Origin of the sequence: Janthinobacterium glycogeni, from assembly GCF_051380725.1 — a bacterium.
Classification (GTDB): Bacteria; Pseudomonadota; Gammaproteobacteria; order Burkholderiales; family Burkholderiaceae_D; genus Janthinobacterium.
On record NZ_JBNYXP010000001.1, the window covers coordinates 393,737 to 418,655 of the forward strand.

The 24,919-nt window shown below is 65.1% G+C and carries 12 protein-coding genes; all 12 read right to left on the bottom strand.

Going from position 1 to position 24,919, the window contains the following annotated elements; genetic code table 11:
• Positions 1-23: 23 nt before the first annotated feature.
• Positions 24-2,717 (bottom strand): type VI secretion system Vgr family protein, encoded by a 2,694-nt coding sequence (locus ACQ4W4_RS01850; protein WP_436541110.1) that lies wholly within the window; start codon positions 2,715-2,717, stop codon positions 24-26.
• Positions 2,718-2,938: 221 nt separating this feature from the next.
• Positions 2,939-5,086 carry a S46 family peptidase gene (locus ACQ4W4_RS01855; protein ID WP_436540555.1) on the bottom strand — a complete coding sequence of 716 codons (2,148 nt, stop codon included), beginning with the start codon at positions 5,084-5,086 and terminating at the stop codon, positions 2,939-2,941.
• Positions 5,087-5,174: 88 nt separating this feature from the next.
• On the bottom strand, positions 5,175-7,298 hold the full coding sequence (locus ACQ4W4_RS01860; RefSeq protein WP_436540556.1) for a PAS domain-containing sensor histidine kinase: 2,124 nt from the start codon (positions 7,296-7,298) through the stop codon (positions 5,175-5,177).
• On the bottom strand, positions 7,295-9,889 hold the full coding sequence (locus tag ACQ4W4_RS01865) for a chemotaxis protein CheB (protein WP_436540557.1): 2,595 nt from the start codon (positions 9,887-9,889) through the stop codon (positions 7,295-7,297). Before ACQ4W4_RS01865 ends, ACQ4W4_RS01860 begins: the two co-directional genes overlap by 4 nt.
• Before the next feature lie 138 nt (positions 9,890-10,027).
• Positions 10,028-11,458 (bottom strand): efflux transporter outer membrane subunit, encoded by a 1,431-nt coding sequence (locus ACQ4W4_RS01870; protein ID WP_436540558.1) that lies wholly within the window; start codon positions 11,456-11,458, stop codon positions 10,028-10,030.
• Complete coding sequence (locus tag ACQ4W4_RS01875; protein ID WP_436540559.1) at positions 11,455-14,691, bottom strand: efflux RND transporter permease subunit; 3,237 nt, start codon at positions 14,689-14,691, stop codon at positions 11,455-11,457. The genes ACQ4W4_RS01870 and ACQ4W4_RS01875 overlap by 4 nt, the downstream gene beginning before the upstream one ends.
• On the bottom strand, positions 14,688-17,804 hold the full coding sequence (locus tag ACQ4W4_RS01880; protein WP_436540560.1) for an efflux RND transporter permease subunit: 3,117 nt from the start codon (positions 17,802-17,804) through the stop codon (positions 14,688-14,690). The genes ACQ4W4_RS01875 and ACQ4W4_RS01880 overlap by 4 nt, the downstream gene beginning before the upstream one ends.
• Positions 17,801-19,168 (bottom strand): efflux RND transporter periplasmic adaptor subunit, encoded by a 1,368-nt coding sequence (locus tag ACQ4W4_RS01885; RefSeq protein WP_436540561.1) that lies wholly within the window; start codon positions 19,166-19,168, stop codon positions 17,801-17,803. Before ACQ4W4_RS01885 ends, ACQ4W4_RS01880 begins: the two co-directional genes overlap by 4 nt.
• A 439-nt stretch (positions 19,169-19,607) precedes the next feature.
• Positions 19,608-20,141 carry a GNAT family N-acetyltransferase gene (locus tag ACQ4W4_RS01890; protein ID WP_436540562.1) on the bottom strand — a complete coding sequence of 178 codons (534 nt, stop codon included), beginning with the start codon at positions 20,139-20,141 and terminating at the stop codon, positions 19,608-19,610.
• Positions 20,142-20,208: 67 nt separating this feature from the next.
• Positions 20,209-22,083: a signal peptide peptidase SppA gene (gene sppA, locus ACQ4W4_RS01895; RefSeq protein WP_436540563.1), complete on the bottom strand. Its 1,875-nt coding sequence runs from the start codon at positions 22,081-22,083 to the stop codon at positions 20,209-20,211.
• 63 nt (positions 22,084-22,146) lie between these two features.
• Positions 22,147-23,625 carry a sodium:solute symporter gene (locus ACQ4W4_RS01900; RefSeq protein WP_436540564.1) on the bottom strand — a complete coding sequence of 493 codons (1,479 nt, stop codon included), beginning with the start codon at positions 23,623-23,625 and terminating at the stop codon, positions 22,147-22,149.
• A gap of 68 nt (positions 23,626-23,693) precedes the next feature.
• Positions 23,694-24,911 carry a YeeE/YedE family protein gene (locus ACQ4W4_RS01905; protein ID WP_436540565.1) on the bottom strand — a complete coding sequence of 406 codons (1,218 nt, stop codon included), beginning with the start codon at positions 24,909-24,911 and terminating at the stop codon, positions 23,694-23,696.
• Between the last annotated feature and the right edge of the window lie 8 nt (positions 24,912-24,919).

Consider the following 24,919-nt stretch of genomic DNA (forward strand, 5'->3'; position numbering starts at 1 on the left):
TGCCCTCCCGTCAGTGTCGTGAATCATTGAACCCCGCGGCCATCGGCGGTGTCGTCGAACGCGCGCAAACCGCGGTTCGACAACTTCTGTTCACCGTCCGGCGCCGCGTTCGGGTCGAAGCGCGCGCTCGCCTGCAATGAAAACTCTTCGCCATTGCCAAGGACGACACGGTAGCGCGGCGTGCCGTCCAGATGCGCGATCAGGATGCGGCCGAATTCGTCGGTCAGTCCTTGCTCCACTTCGGCTTCCCCGTTGTACAGCGTGTACGGCACATTGGCGTACTGGCCGCCATCCGCATGGGCCTGTATCGTATGCTGCAATTGCCCCGCTACCGGCGCGATGGGCGGCTCCAGCTCCGGTTGCGGCCGGTTCTTGGGCGCCAGCGTTTCCAGGTTTCCATGGAACAGCGTCGGCGACGCGGTAAAAAACTGTACCTTGTCGCTAATTTCAAGCATGCAATTGGCGCCATGCAGGCGCACGCCTTTGCGGCCGCGAATATGCACCCAGTCGGCCTGGCTGATCAATTCCAGCACCTTGTTGGCGACGATATCGACCGCATCGGTTTGCGCCGCGATCTGCACCGGGCCAGCTGCGGCGATCAGTTTCATGCCAGCCTTGTGGACGAACAGACGCAGCGCCGCGCCGATGCTGGCGAACAGGCCGCCGCCGGCCGCCAGCGACAGGTCGCGCCCGGCCGTCAGCGCCGTATGCTCGGCGCTGGCGATGTGCGTCGATTGCGCGGTCGTCGTTTCGATACCGGCCGGACTGGCCAGCACCAGATGCGGCTTTGATAGTTCGGGAAATGCGTTTTCGCCACTGCCGGCAGCGCCCTTGATTCCGGCATGCTGGGCTTTCAGCACATCGGCGGTGGCGCCCTGCTGGGCGGCACTTTCCTGCGCGCCGTGATGCTGCGCCAGGGCCGCAAGCGCCTTGTGCCGCTCGGCAGCCTCGGCCAGCCGGCGCAAGGTTTCATCCATGCTCTTGATATGCGAGGCGGCGCCAGGGCGCGCTTCGGTGGTCAGCAACATGCCGCGGCCGGCGCGCGCCACGCCCCAGGCGTCTGACGCCAGTTCCCAGCCCTCGCCACGCGCATCCTTGCGCCCGCTGGCGTCTTCGATGCGGCCGATGCAGCCGAGCGACAATTGGCTGTGCTGATGATCGCTTTTCAGTTGCGCCTGGATGTGCTGGTGCGTATCGTCGAGCACCAACTGGTTGCCGCGCACGCCATAGCCGCCGCCAGGCATCAGCTCGGCGCTGCGCCAGCCGCCCAGCATGCGTTGCCCCGGCAAATTCCACGGCGGCGCATGCTTGCCGTTGTACACCGCGCCGACAATGACGGGACGGTCGATATTGCCGTCGAGAAACTGGATCAGTACTTCCTGGCCGATGCGCGGCAACGCGACCTGGCCGAACGCCTGGCCCGCCCATGGCGTCATGACCCGGATCCAAGGCGAACTGCCCGCGTCGAACTTGCCCAGCCGGTCCCAGTGGAATTGCACCTTTACCCGGCCCAGCGCGTCGGTATGGATGGTTTCGCCTGCCGGCCCGGTGACAATCGCCGTCTGCACGCCGGGCAACGCACAAGGCGTGCTGTTGAAGTGCCGCCCCGGATACCAGCGGATATTCTTGCGGATGCAGCTGAAACGGTTTTCATAATGCGACTTCGCGCCCGTGCCTGCCTGGTAATTGTTGCTGGCGATATGATCGACCGACAGGATCAGGTATTCGCGCGAGGCGATGTCCGGACGCGCCGCTTCACCTCTGGCCGGCATGGATGGATTGCCGCTGAAGTGTCCGCCCAGCGTGAAACTGCGCCCGGCCTGAGCGCAGCGGTGATTGCCGCCCGCTTCGAAGTATTGCGCCTGGCAGTTATGCTCCTCCAGGCGGCGTTGCGCCAGCGCTTCGCCGTCATCCATGTCGGCATAGCCATAGCCGGTGTTTTGATACAGTTCATGGGCAAACACGTCGCCCTGCTGGTGCAGCGCATAGCCGCTGGCGCGGCAGGCATACGGCTGCTTGTAGTTGAAGCTGGCCAGCGTGAGCGAGCCTGAAGCGATCTTCCGTATTGCCTGCCAATCGCGTATGCCGTCACCCTCCAGCGAGCCCGCGCCGCTGCGAAACACCATCTCGTCGGCTGCGCTGGCATCGCCATCGCCTGGATCGATGCTGTCGCTCAGCCAGGTATTGTCGCCCAAACAAAGCGTATGGCCGTCGGCGCGATGTTCATACCAGTAATGGATACCCTGGTCTTCCCAGCGCCGGTGCAGATGGTTGTAATCGGTTTCATTATGCTGGTTGGCACAGCTTAATATCGCTTTTTCCTCATGCAGCCGGTTTTGCCAGTCGCGCTGCAAATAATGATCGAAGGTCGTTTCGCTGATGTCGACGACCGTGCGTTCGTGGAACGAGACGTTGTCCATGCGCAGCCTGGACAACGCCAGCCAGGGTTGCAGCACCATCTGGTAGAACGCGAAACCGCCATCGCTGCGCAACAAGCGAAATTCGCCGACGTAACCATTAAAATGGCGCAAGCTGCCGTCATCGCGCACCATCGAAATCGTGACCATGCGTCCCATCATCGCTGTCAGGGGAACGTGGAGATTGTCCGACAGCAGTTCGATGTCGAAGCGAAAGTCGCGTGACATTTCCTCGTGTGCCCGCAAACTGTTGACCAACAGCGCGGTATCGGGCGGACCATCGTCGCGCGGAAAATCCATGCGCAGCAAGCGGCTATCCTGGACTCGCCAGCCCGCTCCGAAAAGGCGCGCCAGATCGGCTGCCAGCTCGCCATCATTCATCTTGCCCCCTTCAAACTTGTTCCCCTGGCCCATGCTAACCATGGTGAACGCTGGCATATTGATGGAACTCAAACTAGTTGCCCATACGTAAAAAAGCCGCATCGGCCTTACGGCGGATGCGGCTTGTTTAGCGTCGAAAATTACTTCTTGGCAGCCTTCGGATACTTGATCGTCATTTCCTGCAGCAAGTTGTCCGCATGGTCCACTTCCTTCATCACCCACAGCATGTAGCGGATGTCGAGGTGGATGGCGCGCGTGATGGCCGTGTCGAAGTACCAGTCCTTGGTGATCGATTCATACGTCGAATCGAAGTTCAGGCCGATCAGTTCGCCGCGCTTGTTCATCACGGCCGAGCCGGAATTGCCACCCGTGGTGTCGGCGCTGGTGAGGAAGTTGACGGGCACCGTGCCCAGCACAGGATCGCGGAACTGACCGTAGCGTTTTTGCTTGACGGCGTCGATCAAGCCTTGCGGCGCTTCGAACGGGGCCTTGCCCGTGACTTTCTCGACGATGCCTTCCACGGTCGTGAACGGTCCCTTGGTCAGCCCATCGCGCGGCGAGTACGGCGAGACGGTGCCGTAGGTGACGCGCAGGGTCGAGTTGGCGTCAGGATACACCGGCTTGCCTTGCGATTTCTTCCACGCAATCACGGCCTGCATGTATTGCGGAATCACGCGCTCCAGGTTGCCGTCGATTTCCTTGCGGCGGTCTTCCAGCGCCAGTTCCACCGGCTGCAGCTTGACGGCCAGCTGCATGAAGGCGTCGTCGGACTGCTTCGCAGCGGCCTGGTCCTTTTCCAGCCAGGCCAGGCGCTTGGCCGTGTCAGCCAGCTGCGTCTGCTGGTACAGGGCGGCCACGGCGCCTGGCGCCGGCAGCAGCGCGTCCAGGCCTTGCGGATGGCTCTTGCCCGCCAGCTGGGCATAACGCTTCAGGCCCGCTTCAAAGCGCGCCTGGTCGACCTTGTTGACATACGACTGTTCCAGGCGGGCCAGACGGGCCTTGATGAAGGCCAGGTCGCGCTGCTGGAAGCCCGATTCGCGCTCGGCGTCCGGCTTCTGGCGCTCGAGCGACAAACGGTAGACGGTGCGCGCGCTTTTCAGCAGGTCGCTGTTGGTGGCCACCGTCCAGGCGAACTCTTCTTCGCTCAAGGCCATGTCGCTGGCGATCGCCGCGTCCAGTTCGGCCAGCAGGGTCGGCGACACGTCCGGCTGCTTGGCGTACCAGGCGCGGAATTCGGCGTCCTGCACGTCCTTGATGGCGGCGATGTCCTTGCGGGCGAAACCGTCGAGCAAGCCCTGGGTTTTCTTCAGCACGTTGTTGATGCTTTTCACCACGCTCGCGTAGCGCACGGCGGAAGCGGCGTCGCCCTGCGTGGCGGCAGCCATCACGGCCAGATCGGCCTGCAGTTCCGACACTTTCAGGGGGAAGGCCGTATCGCGCGCGAAGCGGATTTCCGCCGGCAGCTTGTAGCGGCTGGTGCGGCCGGGGTAGCCCGCCAGCAAGATGCCGTCGCCGGCCTTCAAGCCTTCGGCCGAGACGACCAGGAAGTCCTTCGACTTATAGGGTACGTTGTCGGGCGACGGATCGGCCGGACGGCCATCCTTGCCCACGTAGGCGCGCAGGAACGAGTAATCGCCCGTGTGGCGCGGCCATTCGTAGTTGTCGATGTCGCCGCCGAAGTTGCCGATCTTGTCCGATGGCGCGTACACGAGGCGCACGTCGCGTATCATCATCTGGCGGATGCGGTAGTACTCGAGGCCGCGGTGGAAGGCGGGCACGGAGCAGCGGTACATCTTGTCCGTCTCGCATTCGGCGATCAGGTCCTTGATGCGCTTTTCCACGGCTTCGTGGCGCGCGCGACCGCTCATGTTGGCCGTCAAGCCTTTCAGCACGCGCTCGCTGACGTTTTCCACCCTGTCCGTCACATACACGAGGCTGTTCGGACCGCCCGGCAGCTCGCTGGCGCGCGTCTTGGCCAGGAAGCCGTCGGTGATGTAATTGTGTTCCGGCGTGGAATTGCGCTGCACGGCGCCATACGCGCAATGGTGGTTCGTCACCACCAGGCCCGCGTCGGAAACGAAAGCGGCCGAGCAGCCGCCCAGCGACACGATGGCGCTCATCGGGTGCTTGCTCAGGTCGGCCAGTTTTTCTGCAGGAATGTCGATGCCGACCCGTTTGAGTTCGGCCTTCAGCTGTGGCAGCTGATGTGGTTGCCACTGCCCTTCGTCGGCGTGTGCGCCGGCGAACGCGCCCAACAAGGCGACTGGTAAAACGATTGTCTTGAACAAGATATGCCCCTCCATAAAAAGCAGGCGAAAGTATAGCCTGTCCCGACCGCCTGGGTCGGCAAAAAATTATCCTGGTGCAATCTGCGCGTCAGGCGGGCGGACGCGCCGCGCCCGGCAGGGGTATGTGCAGGGCCAGGCGGCAGCCGCTGCCCGACGCCGGCACGCCCACCTCGAAATGCCCGCCCAGCGCCGTCACCCGCTCGGCGATGCCGATCAGGCCAAAACATTGTTTCTTGCGCTGCTGCTGCGGCGTGATGCCGATGCCGTTGTCGCTGATGGCCACGTACACGGCGCAGGCATCCGAACTGAGTTCGATCTCGACCTGGCTGGCCTGGGCATGGCGCATGACGTTGCTGAGCGCTTCCTGCACGATGCGGAACAGCACGATCTCGGCCTGGCTGCCGATGGCGGCAAACAGTGCCTCGTCGCGTATCAGCAGGCGGCAGGCCACGCCGCTGCGCTTGCGGAAGTCGCCCACCTGCCACTCGACGGCGGCCTGCAAGCCCAGGTCCAGCGCCATCGGGCGCAGTTCGTTGATGATGCCGCGCACGCTCTTGATGGTGGTGTCGACATTGCTGAGCACGGCGCCGACGCGGCGGTGCAGGCGCGGATGGGAACCTTCGGTGCGGGCGCTGAGCATGGAGATATCGATGCGCAGCGCCAGCAGGTTTTGTCCCAGTTCATCGTGGATATCGCGCGAAATGCGCTTGCGCTCGTCTTCCTTGGCCGTTTCCAGGTGCAGGGCCAGCTGGCGCAGCTGCGCGTGCGACTGGCGCAGCGCGCCATCCATCAGCTTGCGTTCGGTAATGTCCGTGTGCGCCACCACCACGCGCAACGGCCCTTCGCCGAGGAAACGGCTGATCCTGGCCTGCGACCAGCGGGGGCCCGAGCGCGTGGCAAACTCGTATTCGAGCGCAAACGTGTCGGCAGTGCCAGCAATGACGGAGCGGATGCCGGCGGCCAGCTCGCGTCCGGCGCTGCGCTGCCAGCGCGGGTCCGTCTCGCAAAACTCCAGGTACTGCAGCGGCGGTTGCGTTTGCCCGACAAAGGCCAGGCAAGCCTGGTTGGCATGCACGACGCGGCCCGCCTGGTCCAGCACCAGCACCCGGTCCGTCAGCGAATCGATGGTGGCGTGAAAGAAGCGCTCGGCATCGCGCAAGGCTTCCTGCGCCCGCTCGCGCTGGTGCACTTCCAGCTGCAGATGCTGGTTGGCGCGCAGCAATTCGGCCGTGCGGTCGACCACCCGCTGGTCCAGTTCGCGGTGCAGTTCGCGCAGGTCCGCCTCGGCCAGCTTGCGCTCGGTGATATCGGAAAACACGCCGACAAAATGGCTGATGCTGCCATCGGGCGCGCGCATGGGCGTGATCGACAGCGATTCGACGAAGCGCTCGCCATTCTTGCGCCGGTTCACCAGTTCCCCATACCAGCTGCCATCCTGGTGCAGGCTGCGCCACATGGTTTCATAGAAATGCGGCAGATGCGTGCCGCCGCCGAGGAAGGACGGATCGCGCCCGATGGCTTCCTCCGCCTGGTAGCCGGTGATGGTGGTGAAGGCGGGATTGACGGAAATGATGCGGTTGGCGCTATCGGTCACCAGCACGCCTTCGCGTATGCTGTCGAGAATGACGAAGGCGCGCCGCAAGGCCGATTCGCGCGCATGCTCGTCGCCCAGGTCCGTCACCAGCATGCGCGCCGTGGTGCTGTCAATATCGAAATTGGCTTCGATGCGCACCATGCCGCCCCGGCCGGCCGCTTCGCCGTCGAACAGCTGCGCCTCGAGCACCTGGCGCGTGCCGCTGGCAAAGACGGCGTCGAGGAAGCGCCGGAAGCCGCCCTGCGCCTGGGGTGCGATGAATTGCTCGAAACGCCGTCCCAGCAACTGGTTCTTGTCGCGCTCCAACAAGCCGCAGGCTGCCACGTTGACGCGCGTGATGACGCCCTCGCGCGCCAGCGAAAAATAGCTGACGGGCGCCTGTTCATACAGCTGCGCATAACGGTCGCGGCTGCTTTCAAATTCATTCTTCAACTGCTCCAGCTCGGCCAGGGCCGCGCTCTGCATTTCCAGCTCGATCTGGCTGACCTGCAACTCATGCAGCTGGCGCATCACGTCTTCATTCGACTGCGGCACGGGCTGGCGCTGCTGCGCCGCCAATTGCTCGGCCTGCTCTCGCAACCTGGCCTGCATGCTCCCCTCGTCGAATGGTTCGCTCATGACGCGTGCTCGCCGCTGCCCCCGCCCGCCGCCGCGCCGGACTGGATCTGGCGCAGCTGGGCTTCCAGCAGTTTCGATTCTGTAATATTGATGAAGGTCACCACCACGCCATCGATCACGTTTTCGATCGTGCGGTACGGCATGATGCGCACGTTGTACCAGCGCCCCGTCTTCGTTTCCACCTGCCGCTCGCAAAACACGAGGCTGCGGATCACTTCCAGCGCATCGGCTTCCAGGCCCGGATAATCGAGGTCGTTGACGATGTCGCTGAGCGGACGGCGCAAGTCCGTCTGGATCAATTTATAGATTTGCGTGGCCGGCGCCGTGAAGCGGCGGATGCGCAGGTCGCTGTCGAGGAAAATGGTGGCGATATCGGTGCTGTTGAGCAGGTTTTTCATGTCGCTGTTGACCAGCGACAAGTCATCGACCTTCGATTGCAGTTCGGCATTGACCGTGTACAGTTCTTCATTGAGCGACTGCATCTCTTCCTTCGAGGTGGTCAGCTCCTCGTTCGTCGATTGCAGCTCTTCATTGGTCGACTGCAATTCCTCGTTGGCCGATTTCAGTTCCTCGCGCGAGGTCTGCATCTCGTCGCGCACGGCCTGGATTTCATTGCGCGCCTGCGCCAGCTGCTGTTCCAGTTCCAGCACCTTGGGATTGGGCGAGCGGCCGCGGCGCGTCTCGGCCAGCAGCGGCGCGCTGGAAAACGTGACGAAGACCATGCCGCGCAGGGATTCGGGCTGGCTCAGCGCCTCGGCGCTCAGGTCCACGCCCAGCGACTGACCCAGGTGATCCTTGACCACCAGGCCCTTCAGGCGCACCACGCTTTCGCTTTGCAGCGCCTGCTTGATCAGGCCGGCCAGCTCGTAACGCAAGCCATCGCGCGCCATGGCGTGGATATTCCAGTTGGCCTTGCCGGCCGCCGGTTCCAGGAAGGCGCCCGTGCGGCCGTTGATGTACAGAATGTCGCCATCCTGGTTCAGCAGCGCGGCGGCAGGCGAATATTTCTGGAGCAATAATTGCTCGACATGGGATTGAATCTTTCCAGTCATGCTGACTTCTCTCGTGTCGCTAGGTGTGGGAGGGGATGCCAACGATACCTTGGTGGGGAAATACGTGGGCAGGCGCTGGCGCGCCAGGTTGTCGAGGCGGCGGTACAGCCGGGTCGACGTGGTCAGCGGCGAAAACAGGTCGGAAAAATGACCTGGCGTGTCGGCGCTGCCCAGCAGCAAAATCCCGTCGCGGTTCAAGGCGTAATGAAACAGGGGAATCAAACGCTGCTGCAGCTTGGCGTTGAGGTAAATCAGCAGGTTGCGGCAGCACAGGATATCGAGCTTGGTGAACGGCGGGTCGGAGATGATGTTTTGCTGGGCAAAGATGATCGTGTTGCGGATCTCTTTTTTCACGTGGTAGCCGTTCTTGTCGTGCAAGAAGAAGCGCTCGAGCCGTTCGGCCGACACGTCGCTGCTGATGCTGTGCGGAAAGCGGCCCTGGCGCGCGCGGTCGATGGCGTCGGCCGACAGGTCGGTGGCGAAGATCTGCAGGCTGTATTTCGACGGCGGGTTGCTGCTGGCCACCACTTCATGGAAGACCATGGCCAGCGAATACGCCTCCTCGCCCGTGGAACAGGCGGGCACCCAGGCCTTGAAGGCCCGTCCGTCCGGGTGGGCCGCCAGCAATTGCGGCAAGGCCACCATCTTCAGGTATTCCCACACCTTGGGGTCGCGGAAAAAGCTCGTCACGCCGATCAGCAATTCCTTGAACAGCAAGTCGATCTCGGCGGGATTGGCGCGCAAATACGGCACGTATTGTTCCATCGACGTCATTTGATACAAGCTCATGCGCCGTTCGATGCGCCGCAGCACCGTGTTGATCTTGTAATCCGTAAAGCTGTTGCCCGTGTGCTCGGACAGCAAGGCGACGATTTCCTGCAGGGAATTGCGCCCGTTCGGCTCGTGCCCGGGCAAGCTGAGAAAACTGCTGCGGAACAGATAGGTGATGATCTTGTCGGGCATCTTGTCGGGAAAATCGACCAGGTCCACCACTTCGGCGGCGATCGCGCTTTGCGGCATCATGTCGAACTTGGCCGTGTCCGGATGCTGGGCCAGGGTCAGTCCTCCTGCCTGCTTAATCGCCTGCAAGCCGCGCGTGCCGTCGCTGCCCATGCCGGAAAAAATCACGCCCACGGCAAGTTCGCCCAGCTCGCTTGCGAGGCTCTCGAAAAAGGTATTGATGGGCAAGCGGTGGCCGCGCATCTGCACCGGTTCGCTGAGCACGAAACGCCCCTTCGACAGCCCCAGGTCGGCATTCGACGGGATCACATAGATATGATTGGGCCGCAACTCCGCTTGGTGCGTGATTTCGGTGACGGGAATGCTGGTGGCGCGCTGCAGCAGTTCCGGCAGCATGGCCTTTTGCGTGGGATCCAGATGCTGGATCACCACATAGGCGATGCCGCTTTCCTGCGGCACGTTCGCCAGGAAAGCGACGATGGGATCGAGCCCGCCGGCGGAAGCGCCGATGGCCACCACGGGGAACACGATGGTGGCCACTTCGGGAACGGAAGCATTGCTGTGTTTACTGCGTGTCATCGTCGGCAAGAGTGCAGCCACGGCCAAACCGTCAGGCTGGGAATTGATAATCTTGCATTTTAGCACTCAAGATGCGCGGGAAAACGCGAATTTGGCGCCGGGGTTTTCCCTGCGCCATACTGCCCCTTGCTGCCCCCTTTACTGCGCCGGCGGCACATGCCAGCCGCCGCCCAGCGACTGGATCAGGGCCACGGCCGTCGTCTGGCGGTCCGCCTGCGCCTGCACCAGCGAACGGCGCGCCGACAGGGCAGTCACCTGCGCCGTCACCACGTCCGTGTAGCCGACCTGGCCCGCGTTGTAGCGGTTCAGCATCTGCTGCTCGACCTGGTCGGCGGCAGACGACGCCTGCTGGCGCAAGGCCAGCTGTTCGGCCAGCGCGCGCGTGGCCGACAGCTGGTCTTCCACGGCGCCGAAGGCACTCAATACCGTCTGGCGGTAGCGCGCAACGGCCGCTTCATGGCCCGCCTTGGCGGCGTCCACGCTGGCCGTGGTGGCGCCCGCGTTGAACAGCGTCTGCGCGGCCGACACGCCCAAGGACCACAGGCTCGACGATGCATTGAACAAATCGCCCACCTTGCTGGCGCCGGAGCCGTAGGAACCCGTCAGGTTCAAGCTCGGATAGTAGGCCGAGCGGGCGATGCCGATCTGCTCATTGGCCACGGCCACCCGGCGCTCGGCGGCGGCGATATCGGGACGGCGCTGCAGCAGGGTTGACGGCACGCCCAGCGGCACCTCGGGCACGGTCAGGGTCCACGGCGCCACGGCCAGGCTGAAGTCGGACGGCGCTTTGCCCAACAGGATGGCGATCGCATGTTCGAGCTGCGCGCGTGAACGCGTCTGGCTGGACAGGTCGATCTGCGCATTGGCCAGCTGCGTCTGCGCCTGCAGCAGGTCGGACTTGGCGGCGATGCCGGAATTGAAGCGGTTGCTGGTGATGTCGAGCACGCGCTGGTAGCCGTCGATGGTCGATTTGAGCAAGGCGATTTGCGCATCGCTCTGGCGCAGCGAAAAGTAATTGGTGGCCAGCTCGCCCTGCGCCGACAGGCGCGCCGCAGCCAGGTCGGCCGCGCTGGCGGCGGCGCTGGCGTCCGCGCCCGTCACGCCGGCGCGCAGCTTGCCCCACACGTCCGGTTCCCACGACGCGCCGATGGCGGCCTTGAAGTTGTTGTTCGTCTGCTGCTCGCCCCCGCCGCCCGAACGGGCGCCGCTGCCCGTCAGGTTCACGCTGGGGAACAGCGAGGCGCGCTGTTCGCGCACCAGCGCGCGCGCCTGCTCGTAGGAAGCGATGGCGGCCGCCACGTTCTGGTTCGAGATGTCGATGCCTTCGGCCAGCTGGTTCAGCTGCGCGTCGCCGAACAGGGTCCACCACGGGCCCCGTTCCAGGGTGTCGGCCGGCGCGGCAGGCTGCCAGCCGGCCGCCTCCTTGAACGTCTGCGGCGCGGCGGCCGTCGGCGTTTCATACGCGGGGCTGACGGCGCAGCCGGCCAGCAGCAGGAAAGCGGTGGCCGCGCCCAGCGCCAGCAGGTGGCGTGCGGGGACGGTCGATACGATAGGTTTTACTTGCTTCATGATTGTGTGCTCGGGTTATCTGGCCCAGGAATGCGGCTCAATTGCTGCTCGTCGGCGCTGCGCGTGCGCAGCTTGTCGAGCAGGATGTAGACCACCGGGGTGGTCAGCAATGTGAGTAACTGGCTGGCAATCAGGCCGCCGATGATGGCGACCCCCAAGGGCTGGCGTAGCTCTGACCCCTCGCCGAAACCGATCGCCAGCGGCAAGGCGCCAAGCGCCGCCGCCAGGGTGGTCATCAGAATGGGGCGGAAACGCAGCAGACAAGCCTCGCGCACCGCCTCCACTGCACTCAAGCCGCGCGAACGCTCGGCCTCCAGCGCGAAGTCGATGATCAATATAGCATTTTTCTTGACGATACCGATCAACAGGAACACGCCGATCAGGGCGATGATGGAAAATTCCATGCGAAACAGCAGCAAGGCCAGCACGGCGCCCACCCCCGCCGACGGCAAGGTCGACAGCACGGTGACGGGGTGGATCAGGCTTTCGTACAGGATGCCCAGCACGATGTAGATCACCACGATGGCCGCCAGGATCAGCAGCGGCTGCTCCTTGTTGCTGTCTTGCGCGCTCTTGGCCGAACCCTGGAAGCTGCCGCGCACGTTGACGGGCATGCCGATTTCCGACTCCGCCTGGGCCACGGCCGCCTGGCCGTCGCTGAGCGGATAGCCGTCGGCCAGGTTGAACGACACGGTGGTGGCCAGTTCCCCGCCCTGGTGGTTGATCGAGGTCGCCGTCGCGCTTTCGGCAAAGCTGCTGAACGAGGACAGCGGCACCATGTGCGCCAGGGTCGTCGACAGAGCCGAGCCGCTGGACGGGTCGCGCGCCGCCGTCGTGTTGGACGGTGCCGCAGTGGCGGTGGCGGTGGCGGTCGTGCTGGTGGCGGCGACGGCCGCCGCATTCGACGCCGGCACGTACACGGAGCGCAGCGCTTCCGGGCTTTGCGCATAGCGTGGCGCCACTTCCATGATCACGTGGTACTGGTTCAGCTCATCGTAGATGGTCGCCACCTGGCGCTGGCCGAAGCTGTTGTACAGCGCATTGTCGATATCCTTCACCTGCACGCCCAGCTGCGTGGCGCGGTCCTTGTCGATGCTGACAAAGGTTTCCACGCCGTTTTCCGCCTGGTCCGTGTCCACGTCGATCAGGGCCGGCTGCAGCTTCATCTGGTCGGCCAGCTTGGCCGCCCATTTCTTCAGGTCCGCCTGATTGTCGCTGATCAGGGTGTACTGGTACGTCGAATTACTGGAACGCCCGCCCATGCGCAGATCCTGCACGGGGTTGAGGAACAGCGAAATGCCCGTCACCTTGGCCAGTTGCGGACGCAGGCGGGCGATCACGGCCTGGCCCTTGTCCGTGCGCTGCGACGCGGGTTTGAGGTCGATGAACATGAAGCCGCCCCCTGCCCTGCCGCCGCCCGTGAACCCCACGACGGTGGCGACGGCCGGATCGTCCTTGATGATGTCGACCAGCTGGCGCAATTTGCTCTGCATGGCCTGGAACGAGATGCTCTGGTCGGCCCGCATGCCGCCGTTGATCTGGCCCGTGTCCTGCTGCGGGAAGAAGCCTTTCGGCGCGGCCGCGAACAGATACACGTTCAGGCCGACGACGAACACGAGGATGGTCATCACCAGCGCGGCGCTGGACAAGGCCCAGTCCAGGCAATGCTCGTAGACTGTCAGCATGCGCCCGAAACCGCGCTCGAACCAGCGCGCGACCCGGCCTGGCGGCTGGTGCTGCTGGCCGCTTTTCAGCAGCCAGGCGCACATCATCGGCGTGGTCGTGAGCGAGATCACCAGCGAAATCATCACGGCGGCCGACAGGGTCACGGCGAACTCGCGGAACAGGCGCCCCACCTGCCCGCCCATGAACAGCAGCGGGATGAAGACGGCCACCAGCGACAGGCTGATCGACAGTACCGTAAAGCCCACTTCGCGCGCGCCCAAGAGGGCCGCCTTGAAGCGGTCCATGCCCGCCTCGATGTGGCGCTGCGTGTTTTCCAGCACGACGATGGCGTCGTCGACGACAAAGCCCGTGGCCACCGTGAGCGCCATCAGCGACAGGTTATTGAGCGAAAATCCCAGCATGTACATCACGCCGAAGGTGCCCAGCAGCGAGACGATGGTGGCCACGGCCGGAATGATGGTGGCGCGCACGCTGCGCAAAAAGGCGCTGACCACCAGCACGACGAGCACGATGGACAATATCAGCGTGAATTCGATCTCGTGCAGCGACGAGCGGATGGAATTGGTGCTGTCGGACGCCACCTGCAGCTTGATGTCGCCCGGCAGCTGCGCCTGCAGTTGCGGCAGCAGCGCGCGCACGCCGTCCACCGTGGCGATGACGTTGGCGCCGGGCTGGCGCGTGATCAGCACGATGACGGCCGGGTCGCCATTGAACAGGCCCAGGGTATTGTTGTTTTCCACGCCGTCGACCACTTCGGCCACGTCGTCGAGGCGGATGGCGGCGCCGTCGCGCCAGGCCACGACCAGGCTGCGGTAATCGTTTGCTGAGCGTCCGCCCGAGGCCGTCGCCGCGCCCGAATAGATCTGCAGGCTGCGCTCGTCGCCGGAGATCGCCCCTTTCGGGCGGTTGGCGTTGCTGGCCTGGATGGCCGCGCGCACGTCTTCCATCGACACGGCATAGTGATTGAGCTGGTACGGCAGCAGTTCCACGCGCACGGCAGGCAGCGAGCCGCCGCCCAGTTCCACGTCGCCCACGCCCTTGACCTGCGCCACCTTTTGCTGCACCAGGTTCGACACGGCGTCGTAGATCTGCCCCGGCGTGCGCGTCTTCGACGTCAGCGCCAGGATGATCACGGGCGCGTCGGACGGATTGGCCTTGCGGTAGGTGGGGTTGCTGCGCAGGGTGGCCGGCAAGTCCGCGCGCGCGGCGGCAATCGCGGCCTGCACTTCGCGCGCGGCCGAATCGATCTTGCGGTTCAGGTCAAACTGCAAATTGATGCGCGCCGAGCCCGTGCCCGACGACGACGTCATCTCGTTCACGCCCGAGATCACGCCCAGGCGCCGTTCCAGCGGCGTGGCTACCGAGGTGGCCATGGTCGCGGGGCTGGCGCCGGGCAGGCTGGCGCTGACGGAAATGGTCGGATAATCGACCTGCGGCAGCGGCGAGACGGGCAGCACGAAGAAGGCGCCGATACCCGCCAGCGCGATGCCGATGGTCAGCAGCACGGTGGCGATGGGACGCTTGACGAACGGTTCGGACAGATTCACGCGCCGCTCCCCGCACCCGGTTTATCGAGACTGACAGCGTTCTTCCCTGTGCCCGCAAAGCGCTGGCCCAGGCGGTCGAAGCCCAGGTAGATGACGGGCGTGGTAAACAGGGTCAGCACCTGGCTGACGATCAGGCCGCCGAAGATGGCCAGGCCCAGCGGACGGCGCAACTCGGCGCCCTCGCCCCAGCCCAGCATCAGCGGCACGGCCGCGAACAACGCCGCCAGGGTCGTCATCAGGATGGGGCGGAAGCGCAGCAGCGCCGCCTGATGGATGGCTTCCTGCGGGCTTTTCCCTTCATCGCGCTCGGCCTCGATGGCGAAGTCGATCATCATGATGGCGTTCTTTTTCACGATGCCGATCAGGAGGATGATGCCGATGATGCCGATCACGCCCAGGTCCTGCCCCGAGATCATCAACGCCAGCAAGGCACCCACGCCGGCCGACGGCAGGGTCGACAAAATCGTCAGCGGGTGGATGTAGCTTTCGTACAGCACGCCCAGCACGATGTACACGCAGACGACGGCGGCCAGAATGAGCCACAGCTGGTTCGACAGCGAGTTTTCATATGCGCCGGCCGCGCCGAGGAAGGTCAAGGTCACCGATGGCGGCAAGGCGATGTCCTTCGCCGCCTGGCGGATGGCGTCGACGGCGCTGCCCAGCGCCACGCCCTGCGTCGTATCGAAGCCGAGGGTCGTGGCCGGGTACTGCGCCACGTGCGTGATCTGCAGCGGCGCCTGTTTTTCGCTGACGCTGGCAAAGGCGGACAGCGGCGTCGACTTGCCGGAGCCCGTGCGCACCTGCAGGTCCGACAGGTCGGACGGCGTGGTGACGATGCCGGGCTGCGCCTCGAGGATGACGCGGTACTGGTTGGTTTCCGTGAAAATCGTCGAAATGATGCGCTGGCCGAAGGCGTTGTACAGCGCGTCGTCGACGGTGGCCGTGGTCACCGACATGCGCGCGGCGCTGTCGCGGTCGATGGCCACGGTGACGGCGGCGCCCGTGGCGCCCGCATCCGTGACGACGTTGCGCAGCTGCGTTTTTTCGCGCATGCGCGCGGCCAGCTTGCCGGCCCACTCGGTGACGGTGGCCGTGTCGGCCCCTTCGAGCGAGACGCGGTACTGGGTCGGGCCCGATTCCGCGTCGATGGTCAGATCCTGCGTCGGCTGCAGATACAGGGTCACGCCGGCCACCTGGGCCACGCGGTTGCGCAGGCGCTCCATGATCTCGTCCTGGCTGCCGCTGCGCGGACGCTTCAGGTTGATCAGCATGCTGCCCGTGTGCAGCATGGTGTTGTTGGCCGCATCGACGCCGACGAGGGAACTGAGGGTATCGACAGCGGGGTCTTCCAGCAGCGCGCTGGCGGCGGCCTGCTGCAAGGTCGCCATGCGTGCGTACGAGACGGCTTGCGAGGTTTCGATGCGCGCCTGCAGCTGGCCCGTGTCCTGCGTGGGGAACAGGCCTTTCGGGATGGTGATGTACAGGATGACGGTCAGCACCAGCGTGGCCAGGGCCACGAGCAGGGTCAAGCCCTGGCGTTTCAGCACCCACACGAGCGCATGGTCGTATTGATGGATGACCTTGTCGAGGAAAGCCTGGATGCGCTGGCCCGTGGCGCTGATTTTTTCATCGGCATGGCTTTTCAGCCAGCGCGCCGACATCATCGGCACCAGGGTGAGCGACACGACGGCGGAAATGAGGATCGTGATGGCCAGGGTCATGGCGAATTCGCGGAACAAGCGGCCCACCACGTCGCCCATGAACAGCAGGGGAATCAGCACGGCGATCAGGGACACCGTCAGCGAGATGATGGTAAAGCCGATCTGCGACGCGCCCTTCAATGCGGCGGCCATCGGCGTTTCGCCCTCCTCGATGTAGCGGGCGATGTTTTCGATCATGACGATGGCGTCGTCGACGACGAAGCCCGTGGCGATGGTCAAGGCCATCAGCGACAGGTTGTTCAGGCTGTAACCGAGCAAGTACATGATGCCGCAGGCGCCGATCAGCGAGATCGGCACGGACAGGCTGGCGATCACGGTGGCGCGCAGGCTGTGCAGGAAGGCGAAGATCACCAGCACCACCAGCAGCACGGACAGCAGCAGTTCCATTTCCACGTGTTCGACCGAGGCGCGGATGCCCGTCGTGCGGTCGCTCAGCACGTCGAGCTTCATGGCCGCCGGCAGGCTGGCCTGCAAGTCCGGCAGCAGGGCCTTGATGGCGTCGACCGTCTTGATGACGTTGGCGCCCGGCTGGCGCTGCACGTTCAGGATGATGGCCGGCTGCTTGCCGGACCAGGCGCCCAGGCGCGTGTTTTCCGCGCTGTCGACGACGTTGGCCACGTCGGCCAGGCGCACGGGCGCGCCGTTTTTATACGTGATGATCAGGCGCTTGTAGTCTTCCGCCGTGACCAGCTGGTCGTTGGCGTTGATGGTGAACGAGCGCGTGGGACCGTCGAAACTGCCCTTGGCGCTGTTGACGTTGGCCGCCGCGATGGCCGTGCGCAGGCTGTCGAGGCCCAGGCCGTACGAGGCCAGCAATTTGGTGTCGCCCTGGATGCGCACGGCGGGACGCTGGCCGCCCGACAGCGAGACGAGGCCCACGCCGCTGACCTGGCTGATCTTCAGCGCCAGACGCGTGTTGACGATGTTCTGCACCTGCGTCAGCGGCATCGTGTCCGAGGTGATCGCCAGGGTCAGCACGGGCGCGTCGGCCGGATTGATCTTCGCGTACACGGGCGGCGCCGGCAAGTCGGTCGGCAGCAGCGAGCCGCCCGCGTTGATGGCCGCCTGCACTTCCTGCTCAGCCACGTCCAGGGTCTGGCCCAGCGTGAATTGCAGGGTGATGAGGGAGACGCCGGCCGCGCTGGTGGAACTCATGCGCTGCAAGCCCGACATCTGGCCGAACTGGCGTTCCAGCGGCGCCGTGACGGTCTGCCCCATGACTTCGGGACTGGCGCCCGGGTACAGGGTCTGCACCTGGATGGTGGGGAAGTCCACCTGCGGCAAGGCGGCCAGCGGCAGGAACTTGAAGCCGACCAGCCCCGCCAGCACGATGGCCAGCATCAGCAGCGCCGTGGCGACGGGGCGCTGGATGAACGGCGTCGATGGACTCATTGCGCCGCGCCCTTCGCCGACGCCGTGGCCGGCGCGGATGCCGAAGCGGATGCCGAGGCCGAGGCGCTGGCCGCGCCGCCACTGCCATCAGCGTGCTGGCGGCGGTGGCGGCGTTCGCCGTTCGCCCCGGCCGCACCGCCGCCGCCCATGGCAGGCTTGTCGCCCGCCAGGGTGACTTTCGCGCCTTCCTTCAGGCGGTCGGCGCCTTCCGTGATGACTTGCTCTCCCGCCTCCAGGCCGGCGCGGATTTCCACCATGTCGGTGGTGGCCTGGCCGCGCGTGACCAGGCGCACGGTGACGGTCTTGTCGGCCTTGAGCACATACACGAAGTCGCCGTTGTTGCTGTGGCGCAGGGCCGTGACGGGCACCAGCACGGCGCCCGTGATATTGCCCAGTTCCAGCCGCACGTTGACGAACTGGCTGGGGAACAGCGCCATCTTGTCGTTCGTGTAGCGGGCCTTGGCGCGCACGGTGCCCGTCTGCACATCGACCTGGTTGTCGAGCGCCGTCAGGCTGCCCTTGTCCAGGGTATGCGTGCGCGTGCGGTCCAGCGCCAGCGCCGCCAGCGCCGTGCCGCCATTCAGGCGCTCTTGGATGGTCTGCACCTTATCCTGCGGCACGGAAAATTCCACGTCGATGGGCGAGAGCTGCGTCACCACCACCACGCCGCCCGTGTCGCCGGTGCTGACCAGGTTGCCGATGTCGACCACCTTCAGGCCCGCGCGGCCGCTGATCGGCGACACCACCCTGGTGTAGCCCAGATTCAGCCTGGCCGTGCCTTCGGCGGCGCGGTCCGTCATGACGGTGCCTTCCAGCTGTTTTACCAATGCGGCCTGCGTGTCGACATCCTGGCGCGCGATGGAATCCTGGCCCAGCAGGGTTTGATAGCGTTTCAGGGTCAGGCGCGCGTTTTCCAGCTGCGCTTCGTCGCGCTGGCGCTGGCCCGTGGCCTGCATCAGCGCCATCTCGAACTGGGCCGGGTCGATCTGCGCCACCACCTGGCCCGCCTTGACCATGCCGCCCTCCTTGAATTTCAGCTCCTTCAAGATGCCCGACACTTGCGGGCGCACCGTCACGGTCGATGCGGCCGTCACGGTGCCCAGCGCATCGAGCACCACGGGCAGGTCGGACTTCACGGCCGTGGCCACGCCGACGGTGGTCGACGGCGCGCCGCGGCGCCCGCCGGGGCCGCCGGGACCACCAGGGCCGGCCATGCCGGGACCGCCCTGGGCGCTGGCGCCGGAATGGGTCAGGTACCAGGCACCGCCCCCCAGCGCAGCCATCACGGCCAGCGCGATGACCGTGCCGACGATTTTCGAATGGCGGCTGCGCCGCGGGGTAGGGGGTGTTGTCTGCGAATCCATCGCTTATCCTTGTAGTGGCCGCTGGCACGGCGAGTCTGTGGCGCCGGCCGAGGTGGAACACACTCAGGCCGGACGACCGTTTTTCGGGGTTGTTTCGGTACACAGCAGGGGGAGTCAAGAGCTGAAAATCAGCTGAAAAAACATCGCTCCCTAGCGTGAAACGACTCTAGCATAGTCATGTAACTGTTTCATTTCTACTTGAAACAATTATCCATGGCTGGCCGCAGTGGGCCTGGGCAGGCACGCCTGCAGGCATGCCGCCGCTGTGGGGGGAATGGTGGAAAAATCAGGCTTGCGGGGCGCCGCGCCCCGGGATTGGCCTGGCGCGGGCGACTCGCATGCAGATACAAACTCGCTACAAATCTCCCGCCATCCGCCTTGACCTGGCGCCACGCGGGTGCCCGGGCGGCGACGGACGGCGGCGATTCTTTACCTGGATTTACAAGGTCATCCCGAGGATGACATCCTGATAGTCGGTGCGGCCCACGCGGAAGGTGCGCCGTCCTACCTGCGCAAAGCCGCAGCGCGCATAGAACGCCAGCGCATCGTGGTTTTCCGCATACACGCCCAGCAGCACCCTTCCCGCCCCGCTGGCGCGCGCCTGGCTCAGCGCCGCCTGCATCAGGCGCTGGCCCACGCGCTGGCCCTGGAAGCGGTGCAGCAGGTAGATGCGCTTGATTTCCAGATCGTCCGGGCGGGGGTCGGCCACCGGCAGGCTGGCGGGACTGAGCACCAGGTAGCCGACGGGAGCGCCGCCCGGCGTGGCCTCGGCCAGCCACAGCCGCATGGCCGGCAGCGCCAGCCAGTCGCGGTACAGCTGCGCGTCGTGCTGGCGCTGGCAATGGGCGATGACGTCGGCGCCATCGAGGATGCCGGCGAACGCCTCCAGGAAAGTGGCCTGGCCCACCAGCGCCAGCGCCTGCTCGTCGCCCTTGGCGCAGGGCCGGATGGTGATCGCCGTATGTCCGCTCATGTCGCTTGCCATGCTTTACCCCCATGTATGGGGTCGGACCCGGCGGGTCCGACCCCGGCCTTTTACCTTATTTGCCGCCCAGAGGCACCTCGCACAGGCAGTGCGTGAGGGCCATGAACGGTTTGTGCTCGCGCGTGATGCCGGAAAGCCAGCTCAGGTCTTGCGCCATGCCCAGCGCCGCGTCGGCCGGCAAGCCCGTGCCGGCCAGGCCCAGTTTCACGTGCTCGCCCAAGCCCAGCGAGGCCATGGCCTTGGAGCCGAACATGCCGATCAGGCGATCGACGTTCGACGTCTCCTGCTCCAGGTAGGTCACGCGGTAGTCGGCGCCCAGATTGGCGCGCTTGGCGGCCGAGGCCAGCGCATCGCCATAGCTGCCGATGCGGTCGACCAGGTTGCGCTCTTTCGCCTGCAAGCCCGTCCAGACGCGGCCCTGCGCCACTGCATCGATCTTTTCCGGCGTCGTCTTGCGCGCCTTGGCGGCCAGGCTCAGGAAGTCGCCATACACGTGGTTGATCGAACCCTGGATCACTTCGGCGAAGCGGGGATCGAGCGGGCGCAAGGGGTTGCCCGCGTCGGCCAGCCACGTGGTCGGCGAACCGGCCGTGTGGATGCCCAGCTTTTCCACCACCTTGTCGGCCGTCGGCAGGATCGCGAACACGCCGATGGAACCGGTGATGGTGGCCGCGTCGGCGATCACTTCATCGGACGAGGTGCTGATCCAGTAGCCGCCCGAAGCGGCCACGTTGCCCATCGAGACGACCACCGGCTTGCCGGCGGCGCGCGTCAGTTCCAGTTCGCGGCGGATCAGTTCCGAGCCGAAGGCGCTGCCGCCCGGCGAATCGACGCGCAGCACGACGGCCTTGATCGATTTGTCTTCGCGCGCCTGGCGGATCAGGCGCGAAGTGGACAGGCCGCCGATGGCGCCCGGTGGCGCGATGCCGTCGCCGATTTCACCCGAGGCGATGACCACGCCGACGGCGTCGCCGATGTGCACGGGGCGCAGGCGCGCCAGATAGTCGGTGTAGTTCACCTGGCGGAAGTTCGTGCCTTCCGTGTTCTTGGCGCCGCGCGCCATCATGAACTGGCGCAGTTCATCGCGCGTTTTCAGGCCGTCGACCAGCTTGCCATTGAGCGACAACTTGGCGATGTCGCCGCCGGCAGCCGTCATCAGCGCGGGCAGGTTGTCGATCGTTTGCATGATGGTGCCGGCCGGCAGTTTGCGCGCCTTTTCCACGTCCGTCGTGTAGGTGGTCCACAGGCCGTTGTTCAGGTAGCGGTCCGCTTCGGCCGCCGCATCGGACGGGCCGTTGGCGATGAAAGGCTCGGCCGCGCTTTTATACGTGCCCACTTTCAGCAGGTTGACCGTCACGCCCACCTTGTCGAGCGCGTCGCGGTAGTAATTGCGGTAGCGGCCAAAGCCTTCCAGCATGACGCCGCCCATCGGGTGCAGGAACACCTCGTCGGCCTTGGCCGCCACCAGGTACTGGCGCTGGTTGTAGCTCGAACCCCAGGCCGTGACTTTCTTGCCCGAGGCACGGAAACGCTCCACGCCGGCCGCCACTTCGCGCAGCGACGCCAGGCCGCCGCCCTGCAATTCGTCGAGCAGGATCACCATGGAGCCGATGTTCTTGTCCTTGGCCGCCGTATCGAGCACGGCCAGCACGTCGCGCAACTGCACACTTTTCTTGACTTCGCCGCTGACATTGGCCAGCACGGCCTCGCGCACGCCGCCCGGGGTTTCCTCGACCAGCGGGCCTTGCAAGTCCAGCACCAGGGTGGTCTTCTCGCCCAGGGGCTTGGCGCCGCCGCCAAAGATGGCGATCAGGATGGCGATGACGATCAGCAGGAAAATCAGATTGATGACCGCGCGGCGGGTGGCGTCCAGCGCGCGCCAGAATGCGCCAAAGCCGCGGCGCAGCGGCGGGAAGGGGTTCAGTGACATTGATGCTCCGTGAGGTTATATACCTAAAGGAAACCAATATAACTGAAAATGAGTGGAATCGTCTTATTTTGACAAGTGTTGCGCGCCCTGGCCGCCCTGCCCTGGCGGCGTGGAAATGAGGAACAGGCCGCCCAGCACGAGGGAACCGTTCAGTATCAGCAATTCCAGGCCGATGCGGTAATGCTCGAACAGCCGCGCCTGCTCCCCTTCGATCAGCGCGCACAGCAGCGGCCCCGCCACGGCCACCAGCGGCACCCAGCGGTCGCGCACGCCGCGCCGGCTCAGCAGGCCGAAGGCGAACAGGCCCAGCAGCGGACCATAGGTGTAGCTGGCCAGCTTCAGGATCACGCCTATCATGCTGGGGTCGTCCAGCCACTTGAAAGCCATGATCAGGATCAGGAACAGGGCGGCGAACCCCAGGTGCACACGGCGTCGCCAGCGCATCTGCGCGGCGGCGCTCAAATCCTGCCGGCGCTGCAGGCCCAGGATGTCGATGCAGAAGGTGGACGTGAGCGCCGTCAATGCCCCATCGACGCTGGGAAACAGGGCGGAAATGAGGGCGATGAAGAAAATCAGCTGCACCGCGGCGGGGAAATGCCCGAGCACGACGGCGGGGAACAGCTTGTCGCCCGTGGCCGTCACGCCGGCCAGCGGCGCGTACAAATGCAGCAAGCCGCCGAGGAAGAGGAACAGCAGCAGCACGCCAGTGAGCACGACGGTCAGACTCAGCATATTTTTTTGCGAATCGCGCAAGGTGCGCACGGAGATATTCTTTTGCATCATTTCCTGGTCCATGCCCGTCATGGCGATCGTGATGAACATGCCGGCGAGAATGTGCTTCCACACGTAGGCGGGGCTGTCCGGGTCGGTGGTAAAGATACGCGTGAGGCCCTGGGCGCGCATGCGCTCGAGGCTGTCGACGAGGGACAGATCCATCGCGCGCAGCAGAAACACGCTGCAGATGACGAGGCCGGCCAGCATGCACGCCGTTTGCAGGGTGTCGGTCCAGACGATGGTTTTCACGCCGCCTTCATACGTGTAGAGCAGGATCAGCAGCAGCACGACGCACGCCGTCAGCCAGAACGGCACGCCGAAACTGTCGAGGATGGTCGCTTGCAGGATATTGACCACCAGATACAGCCGCGCCGTGGCGCCCAGCAGGCGCGAGACGATGAAAAACGCCGCCCCGCTCTGGTAAGAGCGCCGGCCCAGGCGCCATTCCAGGTAGCGGTAAATGGACGTGAGCTGCAGCCGGTAGTACAGCGGCAGCAGGATGAAGGTGATGGCCAGGTAGCCGAGCACATAGCCGAGCATCAGCTGGATGTAGCCGAAACCGTTGCTGCCCACGGCGCCCGGCACGCTGATGAAGGTCACGCCCGTCAAGGTCGTGCCCACCATGCCGAAGGCCACCAGCATCCAGTTGCTGTCCTTGTTGCCGATGAAGAAACTGTCGTTGGTGGCATGGCGCGAGGTGCGCCATGCCACGCCCAGCAGGATCAGGAAGTACGCGAGGACGACGGCAAACAGGGTGACTGGAGACATGGGTGTTGCGCTGGCGGCGAGGTGAACAGGGGCAGAAATATACAGCAAAGCCTCTGTTTGCGCCGGCCTCAGCAGCCGCTCGGTTTGACTTTCTCCACTTCCAGGCCGAACCACGGACGCAAGCGCGTGCCGATGACGTTGCCCAGGAAAGCGCAGACCAGCCACAGCCAGCCGTGCAGGCTGCCCGAAATAATGCCGCTGAAATAGGCGCCGATATTGCAGCCGTAGGCCAGGCGCGCGCCGTAGCCGAGCAGCAAGCCGCCGACGATGGCGGCGATGATCGAGCGGCGCGGGATGCGCCACACGGGCGCGTAGCGGCCGGCCAGGGCCGCGGCCAGCATGGCGCCCAGCACGATGCCGATGTCCATCACGGACGTCTTGTCCTGCGTCAGCGGCGCGGCCAGGGCGGCGGCATTCGCCTTGGTCGACCAGTAGGCCCAGCTGGCCGTGTCGATGCCGACCACGGACGCAGCCTTGGCGCCCCACAGGGCGAACGCGGACGTCACGCCCCACGGCTTGCCTGACAGCGCCAAGGTGGCGAAGTTCAGCACGACGAGCGCGACGGCGCCCGCCACCAGCGGCCAGGGGCCGTGCAGCCAGGGCGACGCCTGGGACGGGCGCAGCGGCGTGGCGACGAGCTTGCCATGGCGGCGCTTTTCCACCAGCACCGTGATGCCGGCGATCAGCGCGAAGACGAGCCAGTTCAGCGCCAGCGCGGGCGCCAGGCCCAGGCTTGTGACGAGGGAAATGGGTTTCAATTGCGGCAATGCCGTCCAGAACGGCATATGCGCCGTGCCGATCACGGAGCCGACGATGAAGGCGGCCAGGGTGATGAGCATGCGCGTGCTGCCCCCGCCCACCGTGTACAGCGTGCCGGAGGCGCAGCCGCCGCCCAGCTGCATGCCGATGCCGAAGATGAAGGCGCCGAAGATGACGGAAGTGCCTGCGGGAGACACCAGGCCCGCGACGGGCGTGCCGAACAGGGTGCCGGCCGACAGCGCGGGGAAGAACAGCGCCACGCCCACGGCCAGCATCAGCATTTGCGCGCGCAAGCCATCGCCGCGGCCATCGGCGATGAAGACGCGCCAGGCCGATGTAAAGCCGAAGGCCGCGTGATACAGGGTGATGCCGAGCAAGGCGCCCACCACGTACAGCGCGGCCTGCTTGATGCCGACGCTCTGCGCCAGATACCAGGCGCCCAGCACGATGAGCAACAGGGCGACACCCAGCGGTTTCGGATTGATGGCGGCGCGCAGGCGCAGCGGTGACATTGCGGTATCGGACATGGGGAGTA

What these genes read in the sequence shown, in the direction of transcription:
- ACQ4W4_RS01850 (WP_436541110.1), bottom strand. Translation starts at nt 2,717, where the DNA reads ATGGATTTTCCGCGCGACGATGGTCCGCCCGATACCGCGCTGTTGGTC.
- ACQ4W4_RS01860 (WP_436540556.1), bottom strand. Translation starts at nt 7,298, where the DNA reads ATGAGCGAACCATTCGACGAGGGGAGCATGCAGGCCAGGTTGCGAGAG.
- ACQ4W4_RS01865 (WP_436540557.1), bottom strand. Translation starts at nt 9,889, where the DNA reads ATGACACGCAGTAAACACAGCAATGCTTCCGTTCCCGAAGTGGCCACC.
- ACQ4W4_RS01870 (WP_436540558.1), bottom strand. Translation starts at nt 11,458, where the DNA reads ATGAAGCAAGTAAAACCTATCGTATCGACCGTCCCCGCACGCCACCTG.
- ACQ4W4_RS01880 (WP_436540560.1), bottom strand. Translation starts at nt 17,804, where the DNA reads ATGAGTCCATCGACGCCGTTCATCCAGCGCCCCGTCGCCACGGCGCTG.
- ACQ4W4_RS01885 (WP_436540561.1), bottom strand. Translation starts at nt 19,168, where the DNA reads ATGGATTCGCAGACAACACCCCCTACCCCGCGGCGCAGCCGCCATTCG.
- ACQ4W4_RS01890 (WP_436540562.1), bottom strand. Translation starts at nt 20,141, where the DNA reads ATGAGCGGACATACGGCGATCACCATCCGGCCCTGCGCCAAGGGCGAC.
- sppA (WP_436540563.1), bottom strand. Translation starts at nt 22,083, where the DNA reads ATGTCACTGAACCCCTTCCCGCCGCTGCGCCGCGGCTTTGGCGCATTC.
- ACQ4W4_RS01900 (WP_436540564.1), bottom strand. Translation starts at nt 23,625, where the DNA reads ATGTCTCCAGTCACCCTGTTTGCCGTCGTCCTCGCGTACTTCCTGATC.
- ACQ4W4_RS01905 (WP_436540565.1), bottom strand. Translation starts at nt 24,911, where the DNA reads ATGTCCGATACCGCAATGTCACCGCTGCGCCTGCGCGCCGCCATCAAT.